At 35.3% G+C, this 12,507-nt stretch carries 16 protein-coding genes; 6 read left to right on the forward strand and 10 right to left on the reverse strand.

What is annotated here, in order from left to right; genetic code table 11:
- Positions 1–47: 47 nt before the first annotated feature.
- Positions 48–332: an Fpa/YlaN family protein gene (locus BM350_RS02665; RefSeq protein WP_020059288.1), complete on the reverse strand. Its 285-nt coding sequence runs from the start codon at positions 330–332 to the stop codon at positions 48–50.
- 153 nt (positions 333–485) lie between these two features.
- Between BM350_RS02665 and BM350_RS02670 the strand changes: the two genes are divergently transcribed.
- The gene (locus BM350_RS02670) at positions 486–983 is read left to right on the forward strand and encodes a molybdopterin-binding protein (protein ID WP_090914326.1); all 498 of its coding nucleotides are present in this window, start codon (positions 486–488) and stop codon (positions 981–983) included.
- Positions 984–1,064: 81 nt separating this feature from the next.
- On the opposite strand, the gene BM350_RS02675 is transcribed toward BM350_RS02670, so the two are convergent.
- Entirely contained in the window at positions 1,065–2,393 is a 1,329-nt protein-coding gene (locus BM350_RS02675; protein WP_090914323.1) for a PhoH family protein, read from the reverse strand.
- Positions 2,394–2,560: 167 nt separating this feature from the next.
- The gene (locus BM350_RS02680) at positions 2,561–3,016 is read right to left on the reverse strand and encodes a pyridoxamine 5'-phosphate oxidase family protein (RefSeq protein ID WP_090914321.1); all 456 of its coding nucleotides are present in this window, start codon (positions 3,014–3,016) and stop codon (positions 2,561–2,563) included.
- A 265-nt stretch (positions 3,017–3,281) separates the two neighbouring features.
- Between BM350_RS02680 and BM350_RS02685 the strand changes: the two genes are divergently transcribed.
- Positions 3,282–3,482, forward strand: a complete 201-nt coding sequence (locus tag BM350_RS02685) for a YlaI family protein (protein WP_139207619.1) — start codon at positions 3,282–3,284, stop codon at positions 3,480–3,482.
- Positions 3,483–3,810: 328 nt separating this feature from the next.
- Here BM350_RS02685 and BM350_RS02690 read toward each other — a convergent pair whose 3' ends face one another.
- From BM350_RS02690 to typA, 3 genes are all read right to left on the reverse strand, one after another.
- On the reverse strand, positions 3,811–4,086 hold the full coding sequence (locus BM350_RS02690; RefSeq protein WP_090914319.1) for a hypothetical protein: 276 nt from the start codon (positions 4,084–4,086) through the stop codon (positions 3,811–3,813).
- A gap of 15 nt (positions 4,087–4,101) precedes the next feature.
- On the reverse strand, positions 4,102–4,404 hold the full coding sequence (locus BM350_RS02695) for a YlaH-like family protein (RefSeq protein WP_090914479.1): 303 nt from the start codon (positions 4,402–4,404) through the stop codon (positions 4,102–4,104).
- A gap of 166 nt (positions 4,405–4,570) precedes the next feature.
- Complete coding sequence (gene typA, locus BM350_RS02700; protein WP_090914318.1) at positions 4,571–6,412, reverse strand: translational GTPase TypA; 1,842 nt, start codon at positions 6,410–6,412, stop codon at positions 4,571–4,573.
- A 141-nt stretch (positions 6,413–6,553) separates the two neighbouring features.
- Between typA and BM350_RS02705 the strand changes: the two genes are divergently transcribed.
- A complete protein-coding gene (locus tag BM350_RS02705) occupies positions 6,554–6,733 on the forward strand; it encodes a DUF5325 family protein (RefSeq protein ID WP_090914316.1) in 180 nt (59 codons plus the stop codon).
- A 67-nt stretch (positions 6,734–6,800) separates the two neighbouring features.
- Here the strand turns inward: BM350_RS02705 and BM350_RS02710 are convergent, their stop codons facing one another.
- Positions 6,801–7,589 carry an inositol monophosphatase family protein gene (locus BM350_RS02710; protein WP_090914314.1) on the reverse strand — a complete coding sequence of 263 codons (789 nt, stop codon included), beginning with the start codon at positions 7,587–7,589 and terminating at the stop codon, positions 6,801–6,803.
- Positions 7,590–7,677: 88 nt separating this feature from the next.
- Positions 7,678–7,866: a hypothetical protein gene (locus BM350_RS02715; RefSeq protein ID WP_090914312.1), complete on the reverse strand. Its 189-nt coding sequence runs from the start codon at positions 7,864–7,866 to the stop codon at positions 7,678–7,680.
- Between the two features lie 210 nt (positions 7,867–8,076).
- Here BM350_RS02715 and BM350_RS02720 point away from each other — a divergent pair, with 210 nt between their 5' ends.
- Positions 8,077–8,703, forward strand: coding sequence for a YktB family protein (locus BM350_RS02720; RefSeq protein WP_090914310.1), 627 nt, complete (start codon positions 8,077–8,079; stop codon positions 8,701–8,703).
- An 82-nt stretch (positions 8,704–8,785) separates the two neighbouring features.
- Here the strand turns inward: BM350_RS02720 and BM350_RS02725 are convergent, their stop codons facing one another.
- A complete protein-coding gene (locus BM350_RS02725) occupies positions 8,786–9,055 on the reverse strand; it encodes a UPF0223 family protein (RefSeq protein ID WP_090914308.1) in 270 nt (89 codons plus the stop codon).
- 516 nt (positions 9,056–9,571) lie between these two features.
- On the opposite strand from BM350_RS02725, the gene BM350_RS02730 reads away from it, so the two are divergent.
- Together BM350_RS02730 and BM350_RS02735 are read left to right on the forward strand one after the other, a co-directional pair.
- Positions 9,572–11,056 (forward strand): aminotransferase class I/II-fold pyridoxal phosphate-dependent enzyme, encoded by a 1,485-nt coding sequence (locus BM350_RS02730; RefSeq protein WP_090914306.1) that lies wholly within the window; start codon positions 9,572–9,574, stop codon positions 11,054–11,056.
- Between the two features lie 341 nt (positions 11,057–11,397).
- The gene (locus tag BM350_RS02735) at positions 11,398–12,228 is read left to right on the forward strand and encodes a protein-glutamine gamma-glutamyltransferase (RefSeq protein ID WP_090914305.1); all 831 of its coding nucleotides are present in this window, start codon (positions 11,398–11,400) and stop codon (positions 12,226–12,228) included.
- A gap of 31 nt (positions 12,229–12,259) precedes the next feature.
- Here the strand turns inward: BM350_RS02735 and BM350_RS02740 are convergent, their stop codons facing one another.
- On the reverse strand, positions 12,260–12,391 hold the full coding sequence (locus BM350_RS02740; protein WP_090914303.1) for a GapA-binding peptide SR1P: 132 nt from the start codon (positions 12,389–12,391) through the stop codon (positions 12,260–12,262).
- Positions 12,392–12,507: the final 116 nt, after the last annotated feature.

The raw sequence follows: 12,507 nt of genomic DNA on the forward strand, positions 1-12,507 counted from the left end.
AAAAAGCTCAAACTGATTCAGTTTGAGCTCCTTATTTGAACCAGCTATTATTGTTTGTTTGTAAAAGCATCATGTAACGCCGATAGCTCGCGTTCTAATTCGCCTAAAATTTCTTTACCTTGCTCTTCCGCAATGAGACCAAGACGAACCGCAAAATCAACTTCACGGGATAAGCCAAACATTTGTGTATCAAGTACCTCTTCGTATAATGGACACTGTGGCATCGTAAGGTGGTCCATTTGCACCTTAATAAGTTTTAATATTTTCTCTGCATCAGCTTGTAGAAGGGCAAGTGCCTTTTCCTGATGATTTGTTACTGTCTCAGACGCCAAATTGGTTCCCTCCGTTTCCGTCCTACTCCTCTATCCTATCTATTAATATTAGCGATAGTTTTCATAAATTGCAATAGAAACATTTTCTGTGACAATTGTTCCTAGTCCTATTATACTGAAAAGTGGGAGTATAAGACAAATGGGGGAACAACAATGACTGAAATCTTATTTATTAATGGAAATGTCCGCTTTCCAATTACAATCGATCCAAGTGTTTGGATTTTTGATGATCGAAAAGTCGACTTAACAACATACTTTACAACTCCAAAAGAAATAACAAGTGAGTTAGCACAGTATACTGAAGAAGCATCTAAACATTGGGATCGCGAAATTAGAGAAGGAGCTATTTTTCCACCTGTCAATAAAAGCGTTGCAAGATTTGAAAAAGAGAAAATTATTACAGGAACATTCGGCATACCATTTTTACCTTTTTTAGAAAACGCAGAGATTTCTAGCGACGCAGCACATGTAGAAATTCATACTGAATTCGGTATTACAACGATTTCAATAAAGGAAGCAAAGGATGCTATTCTCGGTTTTTCTATTAAAGGAAAACCACTAAAAGAAGACGGTCCTGTTCACCTTTATTTCGGAGATGGCTCTAATGTCAATAATCCTGTTCGATATATTCGAAAGTTTACTATCGTGTAAAGTGAAACTTTCGGTAGCAAAAAAGTTTACTTTACATTCACAGAGGACAAGCAAATAAGAGTGGCTTTTCGCCACTCTTTCCTACAATAAATCCGCTGCTAGTTGCGCTAAATTAGATCGCTCACCTTTTACAAACTTCACATGTCCACTAATTTTTTGTTCTTTAAACTTCTCTACAACATATGTTAAGCCATTATTATATTCATCTAAATATGGATGATCAATTTGCTGTGGATCTCCCATTAAAACAATTTTGCTCCTCTCTCCAACACGCGTTAAAATTGTCTTCACTTCATGTTTTGTTAAATTTTGTGCTTCATCAATAATAATAAACTGCTCTGGAATACTACGTCCGCGAATATATGTTAAAGCTTCTACTTCAATAGAACCCATTCCCGCTAAAATTGCATCTAATTCCCCAGGTTTTTTCGTATTAAACAAATATTCTAAATTATCATAAATTGGTTGCATCCAAGGTCTTAACTTTTCTTCTTTCTCTCCTGGTAAATATCCAATATCTTTTCCCACTGGAACAATAGGTCTTGCCACGAGCAATTTTTTATACATTCCCAAATCTTCAGTTTGCATAAGTCCCGCAGCTAATGCTAATAATGTTTTCCCCGTCCCAGCTTTCCCAGTCAATGTTACAAGAGGAATGTCTTCACGTAACAACAATTCCATCCCCATAATTTGTTGTACATTTCGAGGACGAATTCCCCAAATCTGCTCGTTTGGAAAAATAAGCTTTTTTATCTTTTTCCCAGAATGATCAACGATCCCGAGAGCCGAACTCGATCCCCCTAAAGCATCCTTCATTACAATAAATTGATTTGGATAAAATGGATGATTAGCAATTTCAGAAAGAGAAAGCTCCCCTTTTTCATAAAAACGGTTTAAAATCTCTTTTTGTATGTAATACTCTAAGAAGCCTGTATATATGTTTTCGACTTCCGTAACACGATCACTCAAATAATCTTCGGCTTGTAATCCTAAAGCATCAGCTTTTACTCGAACAAGTACATCCTTACTCACAAGAATGACAGATTTCCCATTTTCTTTTTCTTGCTCTTCTAATGATAAATTTTTGGCCACAGCTAAAATACGATTATCATTTGTTTTCTCTACAAAAATATCTTGTAATTGAACGAATGAACGATGATTTAGCTCAATTCGAAACGTCCCTCCATTTTCGAGAGGAATACTGTCATGCAATTTCCCAAGTTCACGAAATTTATCTATTAGTTTTGATACATAACGCGCATTCCTTCCAACTTCATCCATATAACGTTTCTTTGAATCTACTTCCTCTAACACAACAGCTGGAATGACTACATCATTATTTTCAAAAGAAAAAATAGATAACGGATCCTGCAAAAGCACATTCGTATCTAGCACATAAATTTTACTCAACCTGTTACCCCCTGACTCCACCATGAAATTTGTAGAACAAGGGTTTCATCCATGAGTATGGACGAACCATTGTTATAATTATATGTACTGTACAAACGAGATAGAATAGAAATTACTTGAAATATAAAGAAAAAGGATGAACAACTTTCCTTGCTGCCCATCCTTTTTCACGCATCCCTCATCGCTGATAAAACTTGGTTGTCTAATTTTTCTGCAGCGCGAAGATCGTATGTTTTTTCATATTTCGGTTCAATGGCAAGTTTCGCACCGTAAAACATTACGTCACGTACTTCTTGCACAGAAACTTCAATTAAAGTTAATTTCAGCGGAACACCTTCCATCCGCTCTGTCTTTATAATCGCTTTACCACTTATAGAATATACGGATTCATTTGCCATTACAATAAGAACAAGCCCTGCGTGATGGCGCAAATTCTCTACAATACGAGAACGTTGATCCACTGCAAAACGAATAACTTTTTCACCCATTGCATATACCCATGAAATCGCGCTTACATTTGGAACACCTTTCTCAAAATCAGTTGTTGCAATTGTTACAATACGCTCTTCACGTAACGCTTTCACTAAAGCATCCGTTAATGTTAGTTCAACTATATTTGCCATGTTTCCACCTCCATAAACATCTATATTGATTTCGCTCTAACAGGCACTTCCTACCGCGAGACTGCAACAAACGAAGAAAAGAAGCCTGCCCACATGATTCAACTAATCATCAACAAAAATGTACATTCAATGTTAATAATAGTTTCACTTATATAATAACCTATTTTTTGAATTGCGAAAATATTTATTTTTTCTCCTATAGTTCAAAAACTTCTACGGTCCATGATATACTAAAGTAAGATAGAACTTGTGCCGAGGTGACAAAATGAGAGTCAAATGTATTCTTTGCGATAAAAAAGAAGATTTAAATGACGAAAATCCAGTAGCGAAGCGGCTTCGCAATCGTCCTATTCATACATTTATGTGTAAACAATGTACAAATCGAATTACAGAACGTACTTTAGAACGACACGCAACAGGCAATTTCCGATTATATCGTGATAAAACAGTTGAAGATGAATGGTAATCTGTTAATAGGAATATCGTCTATTTGAACGCTGAAAGGAATCAAATAAACATTACTATATGAATCCATTTTAATTTTTCGACATATAGATTGCGGCTATAGAAACAAACGGAGCCTACGCTTGCTTTCTCCATTTGTTTTATCTTGCATGTGGCAGGAAAGGGCCCTGACCGCTTCTATGCATGGCCAGATGCTCTCGCCCATCGAAAAAAAGAATGGTTTTATGTCGGTTTTTTAACTTGGATTTATATATATAGTAAATCCAATCGTCTATATGATATACATAATTGTAACGTATAAATAAGCCCTTATCGAACAGGATAAAGGCTTATTTATATTTCTCTGGCTCACGGTTTATCTGTTCTAAAAAACAATCAATCAGCTCAAGTGGAAACCGAACTGATTTCTTTTCCCCTTTTCTTTCATATGTAACAAAATACATATCTTCCTTTTTTTCTACCGTAACATGTTTTAACTGATGGTCTTCATGTAACATATTATGAAAAAGCATATATGTTTCCTGAGCAGCTTCATCATATGGACGGGCTTCTGCAACAATTTTAATGGTTAACCAATTATATAGTGCATCTTGCACAGAACGCATCTTTCCTTCCCCCTTTTAGCCTGCCTTTGAATATTTTGCTTGCCGTAAACGTAATTTATATATACCCAGTATAATAATTGCTACAACAAGCCCTTCTCCTACAGGCAGGAAAACAGCAAAAAAGGTTAAAATAGTGCAACCAAGTATTAGTACAGTATAGATTACTACATTCTTTAACAAAGATAACTTTCTAGCAAACCCTAAATTATAAACAATAATACTAAATATAATAATCGTACCGTAAAGAAGCCACATTCCTAATTCAGGGTTCGTATCTACATTGTATAATTTCGCAAAAAATGACATTCTTTCTATCACTTCCGACATTTTCTGGCACTCCCCTTTTTCCCAATTATACTTTCTATTATGCTCTACTATAAGAGTAGCGTGCTATATACACATTGTCTATAAAAAATTCCGAAAATTCAAACCCCAATAAACAAAAAAGAAACTACCTCAGATGAGGTAGCTTCTTTTTTGTTTATCACTCAGCGAATTTCTTTTTCTTTGCAGATCTTTCACGTTCGCTCTTATCAAGAATCTTTTTACGAAGACGAATTGATTCTGGTGTTACTTCACAGTATTCATCATCATTTAAGTATTCTAATGACTCTTCTAAAGTCATAATACGCGGTTTTTTCATCGTTGATGTTTGGTCTTTTGTTGCAGAACGAATGTTAGTTTGTTGCTTCATTTTCACAACGTTAACTGTTAAATCATTTTCACGTGTATGTTCCCCAACAATCATACCTGCATATACTTCCGTACCTGGTTCAACGAAGATTACACCACGGTCTTCAACTTGCATAATACCATACTGTGATGCTTTTCCTGTTTCAAGTGAAACTAGAACACCTTGACGACGTCCACCAACTTGACCTGCATGTACTGGTTGATAGCTATCAAATGTATGGTTTAAAATACCGTAACCACGAGTTAAAGTTAAGAATTCAGTTGTGTAACCAATTAGTCCACGTGCTGGAACCATAAATGTAAGACGAACTTGGCCGTTTCCGTTATTGACCATGTCTAACATTTCACCTTTACGTGCCCCCATTGATTCCATAATAGAACCAGTATATTCTTCTGGTACGTCAATTTGTACACGTTCTACCGGCTCACATCTTACGCCGTCAACCTCTTTAATGATTACTTCTGGTTTAGATACTTGTAATTCATATCCTTCACGACGCATATTCTCAATCAAAATTGATAAATGTAACTCTCCACGTCCAGATACAATCCATGCATCCGGAGATTCTGTATTGTCTACACGTAAACTTACATCCGTTTCTAGCTGTGAACGAAGACGCTCTTCGATTTTACGAGATGTAATATATTTACCTTCGCGACCTGCAAATGGGCTGTTATTTACAAGGAATGTCATTTGTAGTGTTGGTTCATCAATACGTAATAATGGCAATGCCTCTTGATGTTCAACTGGACATACCGTTTCACCAACGTTAATGTCTTCCATACCAGAAACAGCTACTAGGTCTCCAGCTTTCGCTTCTTCAATTTCTTGACGTTTTAATCCGATATAACCAAATAATTTCGTTACACGGAATTGTTTTACACTTCCATCAACTTTCATTAACGCAACTTGTTGCCCTACTTTCATTGTACCGCGGAATACACGTCCAACTCCGATACGACCAACATAATCATTGTAATCAAGAAGTGCTACTTGGAATTGAAGTGGCTCTTCACTATTATCAACTGGTGCTGGAATATGTTCAATAACTGTGTCAAACAATGATTTCATATTCTCTTCTTGATTTGCTGGGTTTGAATCTAAGCTTGCTGTTCCGTTCATTGCTGATGCAAATACAACAGGGAATTCTAACTGATCTTCGTTTGCCCCAAGTTCGATGAATAAATCAACTACTTCATCAACCACTTCATCTGGACGAGCAAAGTCACGGTCAATTTTATTCACAACAACGATTGGAGTTAAATTCTGCTCAAGTGCTTTCTTTAAAACAAATCGTGTTTGTGGCATACAACCTTCATATGCATCAACAACAAGTAACACACCATCAACCATTTTCATAATACGCTCTACTTCACCACCGAAGTCAGCGTGTCCAGGTGTATCTAAAATATTAATTCGTTTATCTTCATAATGAATCGCTGTATTTTTTGCTAAAATAGTAATACCGCGTTCTCTTTCTAAATCATTCGAATCCATCGCACGTTCTTCAACATGCTCATTTGCACGGAACGTCCCCGCTTGACGTAACAATTGGTCAACAAGTGTTGTTTTACCATGGTCAACGTGGGCGATAATTGCTATATTTCGTAAATCTTCTCGTTTTTTCAACATGTCCAACTCCTAGTGTCTTTTTAATCCTTTTCTATTATAAGAGCGAAGGGGATACAATAGCAATCAAAATAAAATCAAGAATGAAAATATAGTTGTATTCTCACTTTTGTGAAAGTACAATAAAACTGGAGGGTGAAATACATGGAACAGATTCAGTATCGTTTTTTATTAACAGCTATCATTGGCGTTATTTTTATGATTGGTATTGGAATTATGATCGCTGAGAATAGCCCAATCGGTGTTATTATTTGTATTGTCGGTACGATTTTTACAATCGGATACGGATTTATGACAAAGAGAAAAATGCGTAAACTACAATAACAGCAAAAAGTAAGAAGCGATTTTCTATGCCTCTTACTTTTTTGTTTATTCTATGAATTTTATACACCTACTGTACATATTGTAGCATCTCTTCATACACACCTGGTCTTGCAACGAGAACACTGCTCTTCTCAATAATTCGAAGCGGCTCTCCAGTAAAAGTCGTTACTTTTCCTCCAACCTCTTCTACAATAATCTTCCCTCCGCCAAAATCCCATGGAGACAAGCGGGGCGTCACATACGCATCTAATCGTCCTGTTGCTACATATACCATTTCAAGTGCTGCACATCCATACGAACGTGTGCCTCTTGCTCTTTTTACAAGTTGTGCCATTTTCCTCATATCAAGACGAGGATTATCAGTAAGCCACGTAGCATTTACAGCAATAACTCCTGAAGACACTTCACTCGGCTGTAATGATGGAATTTTTTTATCATTACAAAATGCTCCGACACCCTTTTTCGCATGATATAACTCACCATGAACTGGGTCATACACGAGACCAATTTTCCCAATACCATTCTCATATATGCCAATTGAAATTGCAAAATTTCGCTTTTGATGAACAAAATTCATCGTGCCGTCAATCGGATCAATTAACCACAAAACCCCATCCGTTGAAGCTAACTCATCCCCATATCCTTCTTCTCCGAGAATATAGTGTTTAGGAAATTTCTCTTTAATTTTCCCGATAAAAAACTGTTCAATTTCCCGATCCATATTTGTTACTAAATCAGAGGCATTTGACTTCGTTTCAATAATAAGAGACTGCTTCATTGATGAAACAAGCTGCTGCCCCGCTTCTTTTATCCATTGTTTTGCGTATACATCAATTTCTTCCCATACCTCTTGCATGTTTAAACACTCCGATCTGTACAGTTCACAGAAAAAACGAACCCTTTATAAGGTTCGCACCAACTAATTTTTTATACATACACTATTATTACGCCTCTAACCGAATCATTTCAAGTCTTAACACTTCTAATTTTTTCATACACTCTTCTTTTTTCATGTTGTCATTTTCCATCATTGCATCATATAGCGTCGCTAATTCATAATCTAATTCTAAACGTAACACCGGAATTCTCTTCTCCGCATCTGTTCTTTTTAATGCGTTAATTACCTGTCTCATATTCGTTTGCCTCCTCCCAATATTCGTTTGCCCTCGGCCTTAAATTTACTCAATTTTCTGATTTTTTTTGTTTTATACTATATTATGTGGGATAAATCATCTATGCAACTAATTTGCATTTTTATCTAAAAATTTTTTATAAGCGTCTTTTTTTATGAATTTTACAAGCTATGTTAGAATAAAAACAAACTAGGAGTTGGAGGAACAACCATGACATCAATAACTTTCAAAGAAAAGGACTTTACTGTGTTCTCTGTAGATGGTCTAGAAGAACGGATGGCTGCAATTAAAACGAACATTCATCCGAAGTTAGAAGCTCTCGGCGAACAAATTTCTCATTTCTTAACAAATGAAACTGGTGAACCTTTTTTCTATCATGTAGCGAAACATGCACGTCGTAAAGTCAATCCACCAAACGATACTTGGGTTGCATTTTCAACAAATAAACGCGGATATAAAATGCTACCACATTTTCAAATTGGACTATGGGGGTCACATGCTTTTATATACTTTGGTTTAATTTATGAATGCCCACAAAAAATGGAAGCGGCTCATGCCTTTTTAAAACATTTAAATGATTTAAAAACAAATCTACCAAATGATTTCGTTTGGTCCATTGACCATACTAAGCCTGATGTAAAATTACATAATACTCTTCAATTAGAAGAGCTACAAGAAATGATTGAGCGGTTAGGCACTGTTAAAAAAGCAGAATTATTAGTAGGAATTCATATTTCTCCAGAAGAATTTGTAAATCTTACTGATGAACAGTTCATCCAAAAAATTGAAGCAACGATGCACTCACTCCTTCCTTTATATAAAATTTGTAATCGATAAAGCAAAACGGACAATACATGTATTGTCCGTTTTTAGTTGTTATCCCATTATAACACTTCATTTTTTATTTTTCAAAAAATTTTTACATTTTAACAGTATCTTCTTCTTGTAAATTTTTCGCCTTTTGAATTGTACGATAAATGGAATAACCACTCACTTCTTGGAATTCTTTGTCGATTTTCTTTTCTTCTGCTTTTCCTGGCACAATTTCTTTAAAATGACGATACAAACTCATCAGATTTTCTCTTTTCAGCCCTTTTTCATAAGCTTGTTCAATCGCTTCATAAAATTTAATTACTGCAACCATTTCTTCTGTTGACCAATCATAATTAATTGGATATTGATATTCCATAATAACACCTCATCTATTCCAGTTCACTCTAATTTGTTCTCCTTCATTATCATACGCGAGATAAAGTGAAACTTCCACCCGTATGCTTAGTCACTAATCGTTTTCTTTACCGATCCAAAATCTTACCAATAATATTTTGGATCGGTAAAGATATCATCCGTTAATCAGGATGTCTTCCACTCTTCCCGTCACTTTTCTTAATCATATTTTGTTCGTTGATACTCTATCTCTAAATCCAGCTATTAAACATTTCCTACATAAATTCCTTTTCATAATAACCATTCTTTATTTTATACTACTTTTTATTTTTTACGTATGATTCCTTCTGCATAAAAAAAAACGATAATTACCATTATTATTTTTCTATACATCTTCTTCTATAGGTGATATAATGCTTTTGTTTTATAGAACATAAAGGGATACTTCAAATAGTAGTGAGAATTTCTCTTCTGCTATTGATTAGTGTAACAGAATAAACATAAAACAAAATTAATAAATATTAACTAAAAAGAAGGGGTGTATAGATTGTCCCAATACGAAACACCATTGTTTACTGCTTTAAAAGAGCACAGCAAGCGAAATCCAGTCCAATTTCATATCCCAGGTCATAAAAAAGGACAAGGAATGGATCCTGAATTCCGCGAATTTATTGGGCATAATGCATTATCAATTGATTTAATTAATATTGCACCGCTCGATGATTTACATCATCCAAAAGGTATGATTAAGCAAGCGCAAGATTTAGCAGCCAAAGCTTTCGACGCTGATCATACATTTTTTTCTGTCCAAGGAACCAGCGGAGCAATTATGACAATGGTGATGAGCGTTTGTGGTCCTGGAGATAAAATTCTTGTACCGCGTAATGTTCATAAATCTGTTATGTCAGCGATTATTTTCTCAGGCGCAAAACCAATTTTTATTCATCCAGAAATTGATTCAACATTAGGAATTTCACACGGAATTACAATTCCTTCTGTAAAAAAAGCGCTTGAAGAACATCCAGATGCAAAAGGACTCCTTGTTATTAATCCAACATATTTTGGTTTTGCAGCTGACTTAGAGCAAATTGTAAAGTTAGTACATTCATACAATATACCGGTACTAGTGGATGAAGCCCATGGTGTTCATATTCATTTTCATGACGAAATGCCAAAGTCAGCGATGCAGGCTGGTGCCGATATGGCTGCAACAAGTGTTCACAAACTAGGTGGCTCATTAACACAAAGCTCTATTTTGAATGTAAAAGAAGGGCTTGTAAACGTAAAACATGTTCAATCGATTATTAGTATGCTTACAACAACTTCAACGTCTTATATTTTATTAGCTTCACTTGACGTTGCAAGAAAGCGTCTTGCAACAGAAGGACGAGAACTTATTACGAAAACGATTCAATTAGCAGAAGATGTTCGAAAGCAAGTAAATGAGATTGAACACCTCTATTGTCCTGGTAAAGAGCTGCTAGGAACAGATGCAACTTTTGGTTATGATCCAACAAAGCTCATTATTTCTGTAAAAGAATTAGGAATTACAGGACATGATGCAGAGTTATGGTTAAGACAGCATTATAATATAGAGGTTGAGCTTTCCGATTTATATAACATTCTTTGCCTTGTTACACTTGGAGATACGGAAGAAGAAACAAATTTACTAGTGCACGCTCTGCATGATTTATCAGCTACCTTTAAACATCGAGCAGAAAAAGGTGTTCAAGTACAAGTGGATATTCCGGAAATCCCTGTACTTGCGCTATCTCCACGCGATGCCTTTTATTCTGAAACAGAGGTTGTTCCTTTTGCAGAAGCTGCTGGCCGCATTATAGCAGATTTCGTTATGGTCTATCCACCAGGTATTCCAATTTTTACTCCTGGTGAAATTATTACAAAAGAAAATTTAGACTATATTCAAAAGAATTTAGAAGCAGGATTACCAGTACAAGGTCCTGAAGACATGACATTACAAACTTTACGTGTCATTAAAGAATATAAAGCAATTAGCAAATAACTTCCTTCCCACCTCATATCATTGAGGTGGGATTTTTTCATTCTTTCCCTCTTCTAGCCTTCATATTATTTTTCCTATGCACCCTTTATTCGCCTATTCATACGATATAATGTGAAACTTCCATCAGGCAGAATCCTTCCCAATTGGGCTCTTACGAATCGCGTTCTCTCCTTGCTATCATAAAAAGCTACTATCCATTAGTGTATGGCCCCATTAGTAGGTGAGAATCAATTAGATACAGCTCAGCAGTATTTTTCTTAATTTCCTCTAAAATTTAAGCTGAGAGCCTCACCGCCCTTTAATTCAAAATCAAAAGAATGTAAACATATAGGTGGGATTTTATGATTGTAATTGGCCGTTCCATTGTACACCCATATATAAAAAACGAAAATGAACCTTTCTTTTCGGAAAAACAACAAATTTTAGAAATTATGACCGGAAACCAAGAAGTATATAACTTCCAATCATTACAAGAATTAAGGTTCGATATAAATATCCGTGTTCATATTATTACTTCCGCTTTAGAATTATTCCATAGCGGATTACAATTTCGTACCTTTAAGCAATCTTACTGTAACCCTGAATTTTGGGAAAGAACTCATTTAGGTGGCTTTCAACTTCGCCCTAATGTGTTACCCTCTTTTGCTATTCGTGATATTTTTCTAAACGGCAAAAAATATGGAACAGAATGTGCAACTGCAATGATTATTCTCTTCTATAAATCACTGTTAGCATTATATGACGAAAAAACGTTTAATCGTTTATTTGCAAATCTTCACTTATATACATGGGACTATGATAAGGATTTGAAACTAATTACAAAAACAGGAGGAGAAGTTGTTCCTGGTGACCTTGTTTATTTTAAAAACCCACAAGTAAACCCAGCAACAATTGAATGGCAAGGAGAAAATGCAATTTACTTAGGAAATTTCTTCTTTTATGGGCATGGTGTCGGTGTAAAAACTGAAAATCAAATTATTGATGTACTCAATCAACGCCGTATTCCTTTCGCTTTTTTATCAGCATATTTAACAGATTTTCTAACACGTATAGATAGTCGTATGATGAGTCAATTTTCCTCTACAAAGAAAATGCAAACAGAAATCGACCTCATTCCCATTCGAGATGATGCAATTATTGCAACGATTGGTCACACAACTTCAATTCACTAAAAAACGCCTGCATATACAGGCGTTTCCTTATTTATTGGGCTTTAGTATGCTCTTTATGCTCACACTCACATTTAGAAGCGCATTTTCCGTATAATACTGTTACTTTTTCATCCTCAAAATGCGCAATTGTGTTCTCACAAATTTGACATACGATAGTTCCCATTTTTAAATTCCCCCTAATATTGTAATTCCTAAGAATTTTTTGTAACCGCTTAACTTTCTGTCTTTATTTTAATATGTTATACTTTTTTCGTCAATAGTTTTTAATTGTGACATATT

The sequence above is a fragment of the Bacillus sp. 103mf genome, from assembly GCF_900116295.1.
GTDB classification, from domain to species: domain Bacteria; phylum Bacillota; class Bacilli; order Bacillales; family Bacillaceae_G; genus Bacillus_A; species Bacillus_A bruguierae.

Coding starts and splice junctions, on each gene's coding strand:
- BM350_RS02670 (WP_090914326.1), top strand. CDS start 486: ATGACTGAAATCTTATTTATTAATGGAAATGTCCGCTTTCCAATTACA.
- BM350_RS02685 (WP_139207619.1), top strand. CDS start 3,282: ATGAGAGTCAAATGTATTCTTTGCGATAAAAAAGAAGATTTAAATGAC.
- BM350_RS02720 (WP_090914310.1), top strand. CDS start 8,077: ATGACATCAATAACTTTCAAAGAAAAGGACTTTACTGTGTTCTCTGTA.
- BM350_RS02690 (WP_090914319.1), bottom strand. CDS start 4,086: ATGCGTTCTGTGCAAGATGCACTATATAATTGGTTAACCATTAAAATT.
- BM350_RS02710 (WP_090914314.1), bottom strand. CDS start 7,589: ATGCAAGAGGTATGGGAAGAAATTGATGTATACGCAAAACAATGGATA.
- BM350_RS02705 (WP_090914316.1), top strand. CDS start 6,554: ATGGAACAGATTCAGTATCGTTTTTTATTAACAGCTATCATTGGCGTT.
- typA (WP_090914318.1), bottom strand. CDS start 6,412: ATGTTGAAAAAACGAGAAGATTTACGAAATATAGCAATTATCGCCCAC.
- BM350_RS02680 (WP_090914321.1), bottom strand. CDS start 3,016: ATGGCAAATATAGTTGAACTAACATTAACGGATGCTTTAGTGAAAGCG.
- BM350_RS02735 (WP_090914305.1), top strand. CDS start 11,398: ATGATTGTAATTGGCCGTTCCATTGTACACCCATATATAAAAAACGAA.
- BM350_RS02740 (WP_090914303.1), bottom strand. CDS start 12,391: ATGGGAACTATCGTATGTCAAATTTGTGAGAACACAATTGCGCATTTT.
- BM350_RS02715 (WP_090914312.1), bottom strand. CDS start 7,866: ATGAGACAGGTAATTAACGCATTAAAAAGAACAGATGCGGAGAAGAGA.
- BM350_RS02725 (WP_090914308.1), bottom strand. CDS start 9,055: ATGGAATATCAATATCCAATTAATTATGATTGGTCAACAGAAGAAATG.